Origin of the sequence: Shewanella algidipiscicola, assembly GCF_003605125.1 — a bacterium.
Taxonomy (GTDB): Bacteria; Pseudomonadota; Gammaproteobacteria; order Enterobacterales; family Shewanellaceae; genus Shewanella; species Shewanella algidipiscicola.
This window is the reverse complement of record NZ_QPQT01000001.1, coordinates 443,442-459,423: the sequence shown is the minus strand read 5'-3', so window position 1 is coordinate 459,423 and position 15,982 is coordinate 443,442. Positions and strand designations below refer to the sequence as shown.

The window sequence follows — 15,982 nt, the reverse complement described above, 5'->3', positions numbered from 1 at the left end:
CTGTTTCACTGTAACGATTTTTGAAATCCCTCATGGGCTGGTCATATTTTTTTCTATTCATTACTTTATGTATCTCAAACTATCAGTCTATCAGACTAAGCAAGAGCATGCCTTCGAGCTGTGACACGTTTTGGGGCAAAAGCTTCTTAGCCTTTAACTCACTAGTCGTATCAAATGAAGTCCAATCGAAGAAGCGTTAGAGATAGGTGTAAGCGCGGTTTTAGCCTTCGAAATCATGGATGATTTCGCAGAGCCCACACGGACGTGCTTGCGGTGAGCCAAAAGAGCGCTTGCACATTCCCCGCCGGACAGGCGATTAATAACAGTGAAGGTTCGACCTTCAAACACTTTCAATAAATGAAAATACAGCCAGCCGCTACTCAAACAAATGTCATCGCTCTTCATTCCAAGACCTGCAGACTTTGGGGCAGAACCAAGTTAGCTTTCTACTCGCCACTCACACCAAATGCAGCTTAATCGAAGAAACGTTAGAACCCAAGTGTAAACGCGGCTGCGGCCTTTGGCAGCAGGGATGCTGGCGTAGAGCCCACAAGTATGTGCTTGAACAACGTCCATGTCTCTCGTTCGTTAGCGCGAAGCTACGCTTCACTCACCGTGTCGCAGAAGTGTTTGCACATAAGCTCACCGCAGGTGATAGATTGCCATGAAGGTTCACCTTCAAACACCCGTTCCAAAAAAGACTCCGCCAATCACTACCCAAACAAAGTAAAAAAATGCCATACCCTCACTTCAAGGCCAGCACACTTTGGGGCAGAAACGAGTTATACCTGAATGTCCGCTCGTGATCAGGAGCGACCAAATCTAACACTCTACGACTATTAGATTTGATCGCGCTCAGCTAAGGAGTTTTGTCTGATGAAGTTCGGACCTATTCAGGTAAATAAAAAACCACGATAGTAATCAATCGTGGCTTTTCATTAGACTTTATTAGCTTGTCACTGTTTTTAACAGACAGTGTTGCTAGCTAAACACTTTAGTCTGCGCCGGACTATATGTATTAGTCCCGACTAGATCTGTTTTACGTCCTATATCTGTTCTACATCGAAGTTGACTTCAGGGTTAACATCAGCGTCATAATCAACTGACTCTATACCGAAACCAAATAGCTTTAAGAACTCTTGTTTATATTCGCGATAATCGGTGAGCTCACAGAGATTTTCTGTGGTGACTAACGGCCATAAGTCACGGCAATGCTGTTGTATCTCTTCTTTGAGCTCCCAATCATCCAAACGTAGACGATCTGCTTCATCAAGTTGTGGCGCTGTACCATCTTCACGGAATAAACGTTCTTTAAACATACGGTTAATCTGTTCTTGGCAGCCTTCATGTAGGCCTTCTTCGCGCATCTTCTTAAAGACCATTGCGATATACAAGGGCATGACGGGAATAGCAGAACTAGCTTGAGTGACGACACTCTTAAGCACGGCAACATTAGCACTGCCACCGGTAGCTGACAGCTTAGCGTTAAGTTCATGGGCTGCACGGTCAAGATCCATCTTGGCTTTGCCAAGAGCGCCATGCCAATAGATAGGCCAAGTCAATTCGGTGCCTATATAGCTATAAGCAACGGTCTTACAGTTAGGAGCCAATACACCAGCATCGGCTAGGGCGTTGATCCATAGCTCCCAATCTTGACCACCCATAACGGTAATGGTGTCTTGGATCTCTTGCTCTGTGGCGGGCTCAACGCTGGTTTCGATAATGATATCTTTGTTGGTATCAACTGCTGTTGCGGTATAGGTTTCACCTATCGGTTTTAGAGCCGAGCGGATTAACTCGCCGCTATCAGGCAGTTTTCGAACTGGTGAGGCCAGCGAATAGACCACCATGTCAACTTGGCCAAGATCTTGTTTGATTATTTCAATGGCGCGTTGTTTAGCCTCATGGCTAAAAGCATCGCCGTTTAAACTCTTTGAGTATAAACCAGCTTGTTTAGCAAATTTATCAAATGCCGCAGAGTTATACCAACCTGCGGTACCAGGTTTGGTTTCGGTTCCTGGTTTTTCAAAAAAGACGCCGAGGGTTGCAGCGCCGCTACCGAAAGCCGCTGCAATACGTGAAGATAGACCATAGCCGCTTGAAGAGCCGATAACCAGTACCTTTTTAGGACCGTTTACAACAGGTCCGTTTGCCTTGGTTAGGTTGATTTGCTCAAGTACATTTGCTTCACAGCCGACCGGATGAGTGGTAGTACAAATAAAGCCACGTGTTTTGGGTTTGATTATCATGTTTCTGCTTCTCTTGAAAAAGTGCCATTAGGATAATTAAAGCAAGATGAAATGGCACATGTTTTTTAATAATTAGGCACATAAGTCCTAGTGGTTGGAGCAGTTTAGCGTTTGTAGGAGAACATCGTTTGCTCCTGGATCAGTCGCTGGGTGTATTCATGTTGCGGCGAATTAAATAAATTCTCCGTAGTGGCCTTCTCCACCATTTCCCCCTGATGTAACACCATAATTTTGTCGCTAAAATGGCGAATAATGTTCATGTTGTGTGATACAAAAATGTATGACAACCCCATCTCTTGCTGGAGTTTGAGCAACAGGTTTAAAATCTGCGATCGCACCGATAGATCCAATGCGGTTAATGCTTCATCGGCGATAATGATTTTGGGGTCTAACATTAAGGCTCTCGCAACCGCGACTCGCTGTTTCATCCCCTCTGAAATCATATGGGGATAAAAATCGGCGTGCTCAGGCAGTAAGCCAACCTTCCTTAAACGGTCAATCACTTGTGCACGGCGGCTGTGTTTATCTAAGTCGGTATTAAAGCGTAGCGGTTCATCGAGCAGTTCACCCACAGTTAAACTGGGGTTTAATGAAGTGTTAGGATCTTGGAAAATCATCCTAATTAACTTGCAACGCTGTTTAAGATCACGGCTATCAAGGCGTTCACCTTCAAAGTAAATCTCCCCCGCGCTGCGCTGCTCTGCGCCTACAAGAATACGCGCTAGGGTACTCTTACCCGAACCTGTTTCGCCCACAATGGCGAGGGTTTCGCCGCTGTTAAGCTCAAATGATATTGGCCCAAGCGCTTGATTATATTGACGCTTAAAACCTTTGTAGCCAGCAAAAAAGGTTTTACTGAGTTGGCTAACTTTTAGTAAGGGGCTCGTCATGACTTGGCTCATTATAGTAAGGGAAATGACACGCAAAATAGCGATCTTTATGATGGCTCAATTTGGGCTGATTCACACAGTGTTTTTGCGCCTGAGGGCAACGGGGACCAAGACGGCAACCAATGGGTTGGTGTTGTAGTGATGGTGCTGAGCCACGCAGGGTTTGCATCATGGTTTTATGCAGCTCAGGGTTAGAATAATCAGGGATATTGTCCAGTATCGCTTTGGTGTAAGGGTGATATGGTTGAGCAATCACATCGGCAGTGGGGCCCGATTCCATTATCTGGCCACTGTACATGACAGATAAACGGTCGCACCACAGCGATAAGTTTTCTAGCTCGTGGCTAATCAATAAAATCGACACATTATGTAATTGATTTAATTTACTCAGCAGGCGAAATATTTGCGCTTGGGTTCTGACTTCCATCGAGTTGGTCGGCTCGTCGGCGATCAATAATCGTGGTTGATTGGCGACCGCAATGGCAATCATCACTTTTTGGCATTCACCGTCAGACAGCTCCCAGGCGTAGCTTGACATCACTTTTTGGGTTTCTTTAATACCCACCTTATGTAGCCATTGTCGTGCAGTTTTACGTTTGTCTTGCTCACGTCGCCACCAAGGTAACGCCTTGTTTTCGGGCATGGCTTCGATAATTTGTACGCCGACCACTATGGTGGGATCTAAGCTGCTAATGGGGTCTTGAAAAATCATCGCCATTTCGCTGCCCATTAAGGCACGGCGCGCTTTAGTGCTCATGTCCAATAAATTTTGCCCATCCCACATCATGCGATCGGCTTGTATTGTCCAATTATGCCCAGGGATCCCCATAATGGCTTTTGCCAGCAAGGTTCGCCCCGAGCCAGATTCACCCAGTAGACCATGAATTTCACCCGGGTTAAGGGTCAAGCTTACTCGCTCTAGCGCCTTCACTCGGCCGTGGGGCGTATCGAGTTCTATGGTGAGGTTTCTAATGTCCAATAATGGCATGTTGGTTTCTCATTAATGGCGAATGGGTGAAAGTGCAGAGCGCAGACCGTCGCCAACGAGGTTAATCGCCAGTACACAGCATAGGATGGCTACGCCAGGGATGGTGACTGTCCATGGTGCCGTTAAGAGGTTATCTAGCCCTTGTGCCACCATGGCGCCCCATTCTGGGCTCGGCGCTTGTGCCCCCAGATTCAAGAAACCTAAGGCGGCGATATCCAAAATCGCCGCCGAAATACCTAAGGTGGTTTGAATAATCATGGTGTCTAAAATATTCGGTAAAATCACATACCAAAAAATTTGTAGTGGGTTGGCTCCATCTAGCCTTGCTGCGGTCACATACTCTTTTTGCAACTCTTCATGTACCGCTTGGTGGATGGCCCTGACAAATTGAGGCGTTAATGCAATGCCTACCGCCCAAAATACATTGCTCAGCCCTGGTCCGGTGACAGCCACCACTAGTATTGCCATTAATAACGATGGGATAGAGAGAAGTGCGTCGAGTAAATGACTCAATATACTCGATTTTAAGCCCGTCATCATGCCCGAAATAGACCCTATTACAAAGCCTATCACCAAGGCCGTGGCAACAATCGCTAGCGCCATACCAAAGGTCAGGTGCGCCCCATGCAGCAACCTGCTAAAGATGTCTCTGCCCAGATCGTCGGTCCCTAAAAAATGTTCAACCGTGCCAGCAGGATCCCAAGAGGGAGGCAGTAATAACGCCTGAGGATCTTGATGTGCAGCAGAAAATGGCGCAATAAGCGGTCCAAATAGTGCCAGTAATATGAGGCAGCAAATCGCCCAAAAACCGGCAAACGCAAATGGGTTGTCGGTAAACGCATTCCAGATGCGTCGCAAAGGCGAGGGGATATGCCCCACCTGATAAATTTTAATGGGCGGCATAGAGTTCTTTCCTACTGAGCGGATTGATCGCCGTATGTAACACTTCAATTAAGATGCTTAAAAAGATGATGATCAATGCCACTGCCAAAATCCCCCCTTGGATCACGGTATAATCGCGTTGATAGATCCCCGAGACTAACCAAGCACCAACCCCCGGCCAGCTAAAAATCACCTCAACCACAATCGCGTAACTGGCAAATGCCCCGAGCATGAGCCCCAGATTTTTAAGAACAGGAATAAAGGCATTGGGCAGTGCGTGGCGCATCACTATGGTATAGGTTCTTAGGCCGCGAGCTTCGGCGGCCTTAATATAGGTTTTTTCCATAATCGACATCATGGCGCTGCGAGTGATACGCACTACCACAGTAAAGGGCAGTACTGCCAAGGTGACCGCAGGCAAGACAATATGCTGCAGAGCGTCAACAAAAGCTGACCAAGCATAGCGAGAGTCCCATAGCAAAATATCGATGAGCAGAAACCCCGTTACTGGCTTTATCTCGTAAAGTAGATTGATTTGACCTGAGATGGGCAGCCAGCCTAGGCGCACGCCAAACCACAGTGACAGGCTCAGTCCGAGCCAGAAGACGGGAATTGAGTAGCCCGTTAAGGTGATTGCCATAATGGTATGTTGGGTAATTTTATGTTTACTTAATGATGCCAAAACCCCGAGAGGGATCCCGAGTAGTAGTGCAATCGCACCGGCGACAAAGGCCAGTTCGAAGCTGGCGCTGAGTACGGCGGTTAATTCATTAAACACCGGGTTTTGCGAGGTGACAGAGATCCCCAAGTTACCGGATAAACGTTGTTCTAAATAGGCAATAAACTGGCTCACTTGGCCTTTATCCAGACGATAAGCCTCATTGATGCTGGCTTGTTCTTCTGCCGTGGGAGCGTGGATGCCTGTGAGGGCGACAGTGTGATCGACCGGAAATTTAGCTGTGACACTAAACATCACCACAAACAACACCAGTGATGTGGCAAAAAATAGGTTTAAGCGGCGAGCAAGATAGCGTGCCATCAGTTAGGCTCCTCAATAGCCACAACGGCTGGTGTAACCTTAGTGAAAGAGATACCACCAAAAGGCGTTAGTTTAGACTGCGTTACCCGTTTTTGTTTGACCACCATGCGGGTGGCGTGTGCGAAAGGCAGCATCGGAACTTGCTCAGCGACATATTGTTCGGCTTGTTGGTATAGCGCTGTACGCTCTACACGATCAGTGGTTGACTTAGCCGCCTGAAGAATACGGTCAAATTCCGGTGCGCACCAACGTGAGCGGTTACTGTTAGAGTCTACTGATGCGCAGCTTAATATGGGGGTGAAAAAGTTATCAGGATCACTGTTATCGGCGTTCCAACCGATTAACACTGAATCGTAATTTTGCCGACTGAGTTTCTGGTTAAACACACTCCAGTCATAACTGACTATGTTGACCTTGACCCCAATTCGCGCCAAATCGGCTTGAATTAATTCAGCGGTTTTGTGGGTATTAGGATTATAAATGCGGGCCACCGGCATTGCCCAAATATCAATACTTAAGTCACTGATACCAGCATCGTTGAGTAACTTACGTGCTTTTTCTGGATTATAGTCGATCAGGCTTTTATTGCTCGAATAGGCCCATGATAGCGGGGGCAGGAGGCCAACGGCTTCTACAGCCGTTTGATGGTATACCGCCCGCAGGATATTTTCTTTATCCACAGCATGGGCTAATGCTTGACGTACCCGCACATCATTAAAGGGAATACGTTCGGTATTAAATGCCCAAAAGGCGACATTAAAGCCTGGGATAGAATCGACCTCTAAATTGGGTTTGTCGATCACCACGGGTAACTCACCGGCTTTGGGCAGCGCCGAAATGTTGCAGTCGCCTGTAATGAGCTTAGCCAGCCGTGTGGTACTTTTGGGGGTAATATCAAATACCAGTTGCTCAACGTCGGGGGTTAAACGCCAGTAATGGTGGTTGCGATAATAACGAATAAAATCATTTTTTACATAATCGACCAGCCTAAAAGGGCCAGTACCAATGGCGAGTTTATCAAGGAGTTCAGGCTCGTCAGCTTGTAGCAATTGTAAGCCATACTCTTGCGACAGTATGACGGCAAATCCGGTGGCGAGGTTAGATAAAAACGAGGCGTCTTTTTGTGTCAGATGAAAGGCAACCTGATAGTCGTTTACTTTCTCAATGTTGTCGATTAACTCTGAAAATCCAATACTTTGGAAATAAGGGTAGCCATTTTTAGCCACATCATGATACGGATGAGTGCTGTCGATAATACGATTGAAGGAAAATAGGACATCGTCGGCGTTGAAATTACGCGTTGGGGTAAAAATGTTTGAATGATGGAAACGCACTCCAGTGCGCAGCGAAAAAGTGTATACGCGCTCATCGTCACTGATGGTCCACGCTGTGGCTAATGAGGGGACTAACTGGCCGGAGGTCGCATCATAATCGACTAGTCCGTCATAGAGTTGCTGCGAAGTGGCGTCGACTGTGGTGCCCGAGGTCACTAATTGTGGGTTGAAGGATTCTGGATTACCTTCCGAACAATAAACCAGACCAGAAGGAACCCGAGAAGGGCCACAGGCTGCTAATAATGGTATAACGCAGCAAAGAACCGACCCTAATGTGAGACGCTTAAGCAGCTCTGTCATCAGTAGATGTAATCGTTGTTTGAATGAATAATTTCATTTTAACAGTGCTACTGAGCTAGGAGCAAACTTCATCTGCTTTAAGCGAGATTTATTTATCCAATAAATTGTATTTTTTCAAAATTCCTCGTAGTTGATGGTAACTGAGTCCGAGTAATTCGGCGGTTTTTTTCTGGTTGTATTGCCCAGCTTCCAAGGCCTTACTGAGTAACTGCACTTCATGGGATTCGCAGTGTTCTTTAAAGTCTAATGGAAATGCTATTGCGGCAGCCTGTTGTGGTTGCGGAGCCGACTCGGGCTCAAGTGGGGTGACAGGCGTCGCATTGTGCTGCGGTATAGCTTGGCGCGAAGTGGTTTTTACTCTGTGCGTGGGGCGGTAGGGCGAAGCGAAGGGATCTATGACGATATGATCGATAGCGGTATGCAGATCCGTATTTCGATAAACACTGCGCTCCACCACGTTTTTGAGTTCGCGAATATTGCCAGGCCAATCATATTGCATTAATTGCTCGATAGCGCGGGGGGAGAAACCGTCAAACAGTTTATGTTTTAATTGTCGCGCCATGCCGATAGCAAAGTATTCTGCCAGCGGCATAATATCTTCGGGGCGATGACGCAGTGGCGGTAAGGTGATCACATCAAAGGCTAAGCGATCTAGCAAGTCTGGTCTAAATTCTCCGGCTTGGGCAAGTGAAGGAAGATCCTCATTGGCAGCACAGATTAAACGCACATCGGTTTGTACCGTTTTACTGCCGCCCACGCGTTCAAATTCACCGTACTCAATGACTCTTAGCAACTTTTCCTGGATGAGCCCTGAAGTATTGGCCAATTCATCTAAAAAAAGTGTCCCGCCATCGGCGCGTTCAAAACGACCTTCATGCTTTTTATTGGCTCCAGTAAATGCGCCAGCATCATGGCCAAAGAGTTCACTTTCCAGTAAATTCTCGCTTAAGGAGGAGCAGTTCAGTTTGATAAAATTTTGCTCCCAGCGCGTCGACAGGTAGTGCAGTCGCTCGGCTATGAGTTCTTTCCCCGTGCCGCGCTCACCAATAATGAGTACGGGTTTGGATAAGGGGGCAATTTTTGATACGTGCTCTAGTACTTCCAATAACGCATTCGATTGGCCGATAAGATTATCTTGTTGGAATTGATTCGCCACGATAAGTTTTAGTCTTTCACGCTAATAATTGGTGAAATTTATAATATGTGGCTGCGGTTACAAAATAAAGTAAAAGTTAAAATAATGTTTAAGTCTATGTATTGTAATGGATATCGAAAGTTGGCACACTAAATGTATTATTATTTGCGACACCAACGTTAATTTAGAGGACAGTATTATGGGCATTTTCTCTCGCTTCGCAGATATCATCAATTCTAATATCAGCGCGTTACTCGATAAGGCCGAAGATCCTGAAAAAATGGTTCGTTTGATCATCCAGGAGATGGAGGACACCTTAGTCGAAGTTCGTTCAACCTCTGCCAAAGTACTTGCAGAGAAAAAAGAGATCTTGCGTCGTATCGTAAAGGTGCAAGAGCAAGTGCAAGATTGGCAAGATAAAGCTGAGTTAGCGTTATCGAAAGATCGCGAAGACTTAGCCAAAGCCGCATTACTTGAAAAGCAGAAAGCCAGCGAATTGGCCGCTACGCTTGAAAAGGAGTTAATGGTCGTCGAAGAACATATTACTCGCCTCAAAGAGGAAGTGAATCTGCTGCAAGAAAAGCTAGCTGATGCTAAGGCGCGTCAGAAGACGATTATCATGCGCAAGCAGACAGCCTCTTCTCGTCTTGAGGTTAAGCGTCAACTTGACTCAAGCAAGATTGATAGCGCCATGAGTAAGTTTGAGCAATATGAACGCCGTGTCGAAGGGTTAGAGTCACAGGTTGAAGCCTATGATTTAGGTAATCCTAAAACACTTAACGATGAGTTCGCCGCTTTAGAAGCCGAAGATTCAGTCAATGCCGAGTTGGAAGCATTAAAAGCCAAGGTTAAAGCCAGCAACGCGAAAAAACAGACGACTAAAACAACTAAATAGACACGATTCAGAGGTGAGTTATGGATATGGATTTATTAATAGCCCCGATCATCATCTTCATGATAGTGGTGGCACCCATTTGGCTGATCCTACATTACCGTAGTAAACGCCAAGTGAGCCAAGGACTCACTGAAGAAGAGTTTACTCAGCTAAATGAGTTAATTAGCAAAGCCGATAAAATGGCCCAACGCATAGAAACCTTGGAAGCTATTTTAGACAGCGAGGCGCCACAATGGAGGCATCGAGATGAGCGCATCTAATGGACGTCCCTTATATCGCATTCCCGAATCAGGCAAAATCGCTGGGGTCTGCGCCGGAATAGCCGATTACTTTAACTTTGAAACCTGGTTAGTCAGGGTGGTGGCTGCATCGATATTTTTACTTGGGGGCTCGGGCATCATCTTTATCATCTATGTGCTACTGTGGATGATATTAGATATCAAGCCTGGTAGCACAAAGAACAAATATCAACATAAAGAGATCGAAGTTAAAAAGAAGGTCTGGCAGGCTGGCGAACCCGCTAAAGCAGCGTTACGCGATGTCAGTAGCCAATTTAGACAATTAGAGGTAAGGCTTCAGCAACTCGAACGTCACGTCACCTCTGACAGTTTCGATCTTAAACGGGAGATCAACAACCTATAAGCTTGACTCATCTTGACTTACTTAGGGCGGTGAATACCGCCCTTTAACATGGCTACGACCTGAATACGGATTGTATAGGGTCCAAGATAGGTGCTATGAACTCACTCAATCGCTCACTTCAAAAGCTATCACAGCAATCAAAATCTTTGGTCAAACGTACCACAGATAACCATGTACGCTTAGCGGTAACGGGTCTGTCTGGCGCAGGCAAAACCGCCTTTATCACCGGATTAGTTAATCAACTCCTGCACAGTGGTACCGTTGGGCAACATAATGCGTTGCCCTTATGGCAGGTGGCGCGAGATGAGCGCCTTTATGGGGTAAAACGCGCCTTACAGCCCGACATGACCATTGCCAGTTTTGATTACGAAGGCGCGATGGCGGCCTTAACGTCAAGTGAGCCTCACTGGCCAGCGTCCACGCGTAATATCAGTGAGCTGAGGTTAGCGATTAAATATCAGCCGCAAAAAGGGCTGTTGGCAAAACTGACTGACCATAGTACCTTATATGTTGATATTGTTGATTATCCAGGTGAGTGGTTACTCGATTTACCTATGTTAAAACTCACCTATCAACAGTGGTGTCAGCGCCAAGATGAGCGCAGTAGCTTGTTGTCACTCAGCGAGTATTACGCAGCGTTTATTGACGCTTGTGCCGAGCTACCTTTAGCGTCACCAGCCCAAGAGCTGCAACTCAAACAGGTGTCGAGCCTGTATCAACAACTGTTGTGTGACAGTGTACATACCCATGGTTTTTATAATGCCCAACCTGGACGCATGTTATTGCCAGGTGAGCTGGCCGATACGCCAGTATTAGCGTTTTCTCCTCTATTAGGCTTAAGTGAGGCGCAGAGTGAGGCGTTAGAAAAAAGTCCTAAAGACTCCTATTACCATGTACTTAAAAAACGTTATCACAGCTATGTGACCCAGGTTGTTAAACCTTTCTACCGCGATTACTTTGCCAAGTTTGACCGTCAATTATTATTAGTTGACTGTTTTACGCCACTTAATCGCGGTAAAGCGCAGTTTGATGATATGAGTCAGGCGCTAGATGACATCATGGCTAGCTTTCACTTTGGTCAATCTAACTTATTGAAAAGGCTCTTTGCTCCTCGTATCGATAAGCTATTATTTGCGGCCAGTAAAGTGGACCATATTACCCGCGATCAGCAGGGCAATGTGTTATCGCTATTAACTCAACTCGTTAATCGTAGTCAACAACATGCCAAGTTTGAAGGTTGTGATGTTGAGGTGATGGCGATCAGCGCCATTAAAGCCACACAACATGGCATGGTGCAAGTCGACACTAAACAGATAGAGGTGGTTAAAGGGCGCGATATGGCAAGTGGTAAAGCGGTCACTTTGTTTCCTGGCGAAGTGCCTAAGCAGTTGCCTCGCAGTGAGTTTTGGCAGCAACAAGGATTTGAATTTGTTAATTTTGCGCCGCCTCAAATCGCCAGTACAGGTAAGGATATGCATTTTGAGCATATTCGGTTAGATCACCTATTGCAGTATTTAATTGGCGATAAGTTAACTTAGCTATCCCTGATTTACATCTTGATTGATGATAGGAACGATAATGACACAACCCTCAGATCCGATAGAAAAAAAACAGTTATTCGAGCTAGGCGATGATGATCCCTCGGCTCAGCCAAGGCTACAACAGGCAAGGCATTTTGATGCTGAACCTGTACATATACTATCGGCCGAGGGTGATGAGGCGCAGCTTGCACAATTATTAGATATTGACCATAGCGCGAAGCGCACCTTGATGGTGAGTAAGCGTCGCCGCTGGTCATGGTTGACTAAAAGCATGTTGCTTGGCCTTATCATCTTAGTACTGACCCAAACCGGGTTGTCCTTGGCACAAGCATGGACCGATAGCCCTTGGTTATTTGGTTTATATGCTAGTGTTCTGGTTTTAGTTATCTTGTGGGCTGGGCGGATAACCTTTAGTGAATGGCGTCAGCTGAAGCGATTAAAGGGGATTGAGGAGGCGCAGCAAGTGAGTGAGCGCTTAGCTCTCAGTATGCAGATTGGTGAGGCCGACCCATTTATCGAGCGGATTTTGGCTAAATTACCCACAGATATCGACACCCAAAACTACCGCGATCATGTGCGTGATGAGCATAACGATGCCGAACGCGTGCTGTTATTTGAGTCGCTGGTGTTAACTGAAATCGATAAAAAAGCTAAAAAATTAGTGCATCGCTATGCCACAGAATCGGCATTATTATTAGCCGCAAGCCCGTTAGCCGTGCTCGATATGGCGATTATTTTATGGCGTAATCAGAAGATGATCCGCGAATTAGCCAGCTGCTATGGTATTGAACTGGGTTATTGGAGCCGCATTAAGCTTATTCGTTCTGTGATAACCAATATTATTTATGCGGGCGCCAGTGAGGTGGTAACCGATATTGGTACCCAGTTGCTGTCACTGGAAGTGTCTGGCAAGGTATCGACGCGGATGGCGCAAGGCTTAGGCGGCGGATTACTCACCGCAAGGTTAGGTTATCAGGCCATGGCATTGTGCCGGCCCGTGGTATTTAGTCGTGAGAGTCGACCCAAATTAACCAAGATCCACACCGCACTATTGGGTGAACTCAAAGATTTCTCTTTAGGCGCACTGGCTAAACGGACTGGTCGTAACAAAGATTTTACATCTCGCTAAGGCTTAATCTGATGTCGTGGCTTTACTCTCAAGCGTAAAACGGGCCAAGGTTATACTTAATCGGCAGCTTGGAGAGATAAAATGCAACAAAAATGGCAGCAGGCGACTCAAGTTATCCACGCAGGGCATCAAAAGGATGCAACGGGAGCATTAGTCTCACCGCTATATCAAAGTGCAACCTTCACATTCGATAACGTAGAGCAAGGCAGCGCCTGCTTTGCTGGTGAGCAGCAAGGCTATATTTATACTCGCTTAGGTAATCCCACCACGGCTGAGCTTGAGCGTAAGTTAGCCATACTTGAGGGTAGCGCAGCCGCCGCTGCTACCGCTTCGGGCATGGCGGCGGTATCGGCCGCATTATTAACCCATTTATGCTATGGCGATCATCTCGTTGCCGCCAAAGCCGTCTATGGGTGTACCTTTGCCTTGATGACCACGCAGTTGAATAAGTTTGGTATCGAAACCACCTTGGTGGATTTTAATGATATTGATGCGATAAAGCGCGCCATCAAGCCCAACACTAAAGTGCTGTTTTGTGAAACTCCGGTGAATCCCCATCTCGATGTGTATGACTTAACCGCCATTGCTCATATAGCGAAGCTGCATCATCTGGTGAGTATTGTCGATAACACCTTTATGACCCCGTTGCTGCAGCAACCTATCTCGTTGGGCATTGATATGGTGGTGCATAGCGCCACTAAATACCTAAATGGCCACGGCGATGTGATTGCCGGCATGGTGTGTGGCAGTGAGGAGGTGATAACCAAACTCAAAACAGAAATTCTCAAAGACATAGGTGCGGTATTATCACCACACGATGCTTGGCTTATCTTACGCGGGCTAAAAACCTTAGATGTCAGACTTGCACGTCATTGTGATAATGCCCAGGTGATTGCCGAATATCTGGATAAACACCCGCAAATTAGCCGGGTCTATTATCCAGGCTTAAGCCACCATAGTGGACATCATCTTATCGGCTCGCAGATGCGCCGAGCCGGGGGAGTGGTAGCCTTTGAACTTGATAGCCATTTTGATGGGGCCGTTGCATTTGTTAATCGACTTAAGTTATTTACTATTGCGGTCAGTTTAGGTGATGCTGAGTCACTTATTCAGCATCCAGCTTCGATGACGCATTCGCCCTATTCATGTGAGGAGCGACTTGCGGCAGGGATTAGCGACAGTCTATTGCGTATATCGGTAGGATTAGAGGCGGTTGAAGATATTCTTGATGATTTACGTCAAGCGTTAGAAGGGGGGTAGTCCATCAGTGGCCAACTCATTATCGAGTAGGCCACTGACAAGTAAGCGGCTTACGCTTAGATAGTCCAGAACAGGTGAGCGATGATGTACAGTACTAACATACTGATAAAGTTGATTATTGCGCCTGCTCGCATCATCTCTGATTGCTTAATATGACCTGAGCCATAGACAATCGCATTGGGCGGCGTCGCCACTGGCAGCATAAAGGCACAAGAAGCAGCAATACCAATTAACACCGACAGCATCACAGGTGAGAGTCCCAGTGCTTCAGCAATCGCGGCAAATACAGGTACCAACAAAGCAGCACTAGCGGTATTACTGGCAAACTCGGTGAGCATCACCACAAAAAAGATCACCGCAAAGGTGAATAACGCCATGTGAGTGTTACCAAAAATGTCGGTGACCCAGTGGGCTAAAAACACACTTGTACCTGTGGTTTTTAAAATAGCACTTAAGGTTAAACCACCACCAAAGAGGATCAGCACGCCCCAATCTGTCGTTTTTTCTATTTTTTTCCACTGCACTAAGCCTAGGCCAGCTAGTAATACCACGGCACTTAATGCCACTATGGTATCGAACTGCTTGATGCCGCCTAAAGCGCCAGAAATAGGCTTACTGAATATCCAGCAACATACGGTTGCTAAAAATACGATGAGGGTGAGTTTACCTTGAAAGTTTAATTTCTGGCTGTCGTTTGGGATCTCGCAAACCACATTAAGATTGGGTTTCAAATAAAGATAAAGCGCGATAAGCATACTGGGCAACATCAGTGCCACGGTGAGCAGACCGAACTCTAACCAGTCGGCAAAACTTAAACCCACTTGAGCCGCTGCGATAGCATTAGGCGGACTGCCCACTAAAGTACCTATGCCACCAATATTGGCCGAGTAGGCAATGCCAAGCAGCATAAAGAGGTATGTACTGCGATGCTCTTTAATGTCTAGCTGTTGCAAAATGCCCAAAGCTAACGGCAGCATCATTGCCGCTGTTGCTGTATTACTGATCCACATCGATAGTAGGGCGGTGATGACGAACAACATCATACAGGCAATACTCAGTTTACCTTTAGAAGCGGAAAGCACTTTCTGAGCAATGCGGCGGTCGATGCCTTGATGGTTCAAGGCTGCAGCAAGGACAAAGCCGCCAAAAAATAGATAAATAATCGGGTTAGCAAAATTGCTCATTGCCGTTTTGGTCTCAAATACTCCTAATACGACCCCTAAAATAGGGATCAATATCGCGGTCACGCTAATATGGATAGCTTCGGTTAACCATAATATTGCGGCGAAAACGAGAATGGCGAGTCCGATATTAATGCTCTGCTCAAAAGGCAAAAATTGATACATCAATATGAATAAACAGATATCGGCAAACAATATAAGCATATTTTTAGATTGTGCCGGCTTTTCTGGGATCAGTGGCTGAGCCTGCGTGGTTTCGTGAGACATTAAAGGGTCCATATATTTGTTGTTAGGTGCACAACATTATCCCAGCGTGAGATCGGCACAAAGCTTTTTATTTGTAGTTAAATTACTTTGTACTACAGCTGTATGTGTGCAGTAGCGCAATAAAATGCGGCTCAATGCTACCTGAATCACACTTTAAAGTAAGGGGTGGATCACATTTTTTTTCATATTGAATCGCTTACAACAGATTTCATCCAGTTATGAAATAAACTGAAAGTCATTTTGTGTGATC

14 protein-coding genes are annotated in these 15,982 nt (G+C 46.2%); 6 read left to right on the top strand and 8 right to left on the bottom strand.

Annotation, left to right across the window (positions count from 1 at the left end):
- Positions 1–1,046: 1,046 nt before the first annotated feature.
- The 7 genes from fabV to pspF all read right to left on the bottom strand — a co-directional run bounded on the left by fabV (position 1,047) and on the right by pspF (position 8,838).
- Positions 1,047–2,249 (bottom strand): enoyl-ACP reductase FabV, encoded by a 1,203-nt coding sequence (gene fabV / locus DVO77_RS01935; RefSeq protein WP_110456727.1) that lies wholly within the window; start codon positions 2,247–2,249, stop codon positions 1,047–1,049.
- Positions 2,250–2,353: 104 nt separating this feature from the next.
- Positions 2,354–3,139 (bottom strand): peptide ABC transporter ATP-binding protein, encoded by a 786-nt coding sequence (locus tag DVO77_RS01930; RefSeq protein WP_110456726.1) that lies wholly within the window; start codon positions 3,137–3,139, stop codon positions 2,354–2,356.
- Complete coding sequence (locus DVO77_RS01925) at positions 3,114–4,127, bottom strand: oligopeptide/dipeptide ABC transporter ATP-binding protein (RefSeq protein WP_110456725.1); 1,014 nt, start codon at positions 4,125–4,127, stop codon at positions 3,114–3,116. The genes DVO77_RS01930 and DVO77_RS01925 overlap by 26 nt, the downstream gene beginning before the upstream one ends.
- A 12-nt stretch (positions 4,128–4,139) precedes the next feature.
- Positions 4,140–5,030 (bottom strand): ABC transporter permease subunit, encoded by an 891-nt coding sequence (locus DVO77_RS01920; RefSeq protein WP_110456724.1) that lies wholly within the window; start codon positions 5,028–5,030, stop codon positions 4,140–4,142.
- Entirely contained in the window at positions 5,017–6,048 is a 1,032-nt protein-coding gene (locus DVO77_RS01915) for an ABC transporter permease (RefSeq protein ID WP_110456723.1), read from the bottom strand. Before DVO77_RS01915 ends, DVO77_RS01920 begins: the two co-directional genes overlap by 14 nt.
- Positions 6,048–7,682, bottom strand: coding sequence for an ABC transporter substrate-binding protein (locus DVO77_RS01910; RefSeq protein ID WP_119977053.1), 1,635 nt, complete (start codon positions 7,680–7,682; stop codon positions 6,048–6,050). Before DVO77_RS01910 ends, DVO77_RS01915 begins: the two co-directional genes overlap by 1 nt.
- Positions 7,683–7,770: 88 nt before the next feature.
- Positions 7,771–8,838: a phage shock protein operon transcriptional activator gene (pspF, locus tag DVO77_RS01905; RefSeq protein ID WP_110456721.1), complete on the bottom strand. Its 1,068-nt coding sequence runs from the start codon at positions 8,836–8,838 to the stop codon at positions 7,771–7,773.
- 178 nt (positions 8,839–9,016) lie between these two features.
- Between pspF and pspA the strand changes: the two genes are divergently transcribed.
- The 6 genes from pspA to DVO77_RS01875 all read left to right on the top strand — a co-directional run bounded on the left by pspA (position 9,017) and on the right by DVO77_RS01875 (position 14,284).
- Complete coding sequence (gene pspA / locus DVO77_RS01900) at positions 9,017–9,712, top strand: phage shock protein PspA (RefSeq protein WP_110456815.1); 696 nt, start codon at positions 9,017–9,019, stop codon at positions 9,710–9,712.
- A 20-nt stretch (positions 9,713–9,732) separates the two neighbouring features.
- Positions 9,733–9,972 (top strand): envelope stress response membrane protein PspB, encoded by a 240-nt coding sequence (gene pspB, locus DVO77_RS01895; RefSeq protein WP_110456720.1) that lies wholly within the window; start codon positions 9,733–9,735, stop codon positions 9,970–9,972.
- Positions 9,959–10,354, top strand: coding sequence for an envelope stress response membrane protein PspC (gene pspC / locus DVO77_RS01890; RefSeq protein ID WP_110456719.1), 396 nt, complete (start codon positions 9,959–9,961; stop codon positions 10,352–10,354). The genes pspB and pspC overlap by 14 nt, the downstream gene beginning before the upstream one ends.
- A gap of 95 nt (positions 10,355–10,449) precedes the next feature.
- Positions 10,450–11,892 (top strand): YcjX family GTP-binding protein, encoded by a 1,443-nt coding sequence (locus DVO77_RS01885; RefSeq protein WP_119977052.1) that lies wholly within the window; start codon positions 10,450–10,452, stop codon positions 11,890–11,892.
- Positions 11,893–11,932: 40 nt separating this feature from the next.
- Positions 11,933–13,024, top strand: coding sequence for a YcjF family protein (locus DVO77_RS01880; protein ID WP_119977051.1), 1,092 nt, complete (start codon positions 11,933–11,935; stop codon positions 13,022–13,024).
- Between the two features lie 81 nt (positions 13,025–13,105).
- Positions 13,106–14,284: a trans-sulfuration enzyme family protein gene (locus DVO77_RS01875; protein ID WP_110456716.1), complete on the top strand. Its 1,179-nt coding sequence runs from the start codon at positions 13,106–13,108 to the stop codon at positions 14,282–14,284.
- A gap of 56 nt (positions 14,285–14,340) precedes the next feature.
- Here the strand turns inward: DVO77_RS01875 and DVO77_RS01870 are convergent, their stop codons facing one another.
- Positions 14,341–15,732 carry an SLC13 family permease gene (locus DVO77_RS01870; RefSeq protein WP_110456715.1) on the bottom strand — a complete coding sequence of 464 codons (1,392 nt, stop codon included), beginning with the start codon at positions 15,730–15,732 and terminating at the stop codon, positions 14,341–14,343.
- Between the last annotated feature and the right edge of the window lie 250 nt (positions 15,733–15,982).

Excerpts from the sequence above, each read along its gene's own strand:
- DVO77_RS01915 (WP_110456723.1), bottom strand. The coding sequence starts at position 6,048 with ATGGCACGCTATCTTGCTCGCCGCTTAAACCTATTTTTTGCCACATCA.
- DVO77_RS01870 (WP_110456715.1), bottom strand. The coding sequence starts at position 15,732 with ATGTCTCACGAAACCACGCAGGCTCAGCCACTGATCCCAGAAAAGCCG.
- fabV (WP_110456727.1), bottom strand. The coding sequence starts at position 2,249 with ATGATAATCAAACCCAAAACACGTGGCTTTATTTGTACTACCACTCAT.
- pspA (WP_110456815.1), top strand. The coding sequence starts at position 9,017 with ATGGGCATTTTCTCTCGCTTCGCAGATATCATCAATTCTAATATCAGC.
- DVO77_RS01885 (WP_119977052.1), top strand. The coding sequence starts at position 10,450 with ATGAACTCACTCAATCGCTCACTTCAAAAGCTATCACAGCAATCAAAA.
- pspC (WP_110456719.1), top strand. The coding sequence starts at position 9,959 with ATGAGCGCATCTAATGGACGTCCCTTATATCGCATTCCCGAATCAGGC.
- DVO77_RS01920 (WP_110456724.1), bottom strand. The coding sequence starts at position 5,030 with ATGCCGCCCATTAAAATTTATCAGGTGGGGCATATCCCCTCGCCTTTG.
- DVO77_RS01925 (WP_110456725.1), bottom strand. The coding sequence starts at position 4,127 with ATGCCATTATTGGACATTAGAAACCTCACCATAGAACTCGATACGCCC.
- DVO77_RS01910 (WP_119977053.1), bottom strand. The coding sequence starts at position 7,682 with ATGACAGAGCTGCTTAAGCGTCTCACATTAGGGTCGGTTCTTTGCTGC.
- pspB (WP_110456720.1), top strand. The coding sequence starts at position 9,733 with ATGGATATGGATTTATTAATAGCCCCGATCATCATCTTCATGATAGTG.
- DVO77_RS01875 (WP_110456716.1), top strand. The coding sequence starts at position 13,106 with ATGCAACAAAAATGGCAGCAGGCGACTCAAGTTATCCACGCAGGGCAT.
- DVO77_RS01880 (WP_119977051.1), top strand. The coding sequence starts at position 11,933 with ATGACACAACCCTCAGATCCGATAGAAAAAAAACAGTTATTCGAGCTA.
- DVO77_RS01930 (WP_110456726.1), bottom strand. The coding sequence starts at position 3,139 with ATGACGAGCCCCTTACTAAAAGTTAGCCAACTCAGTAAAACCTTTTTT.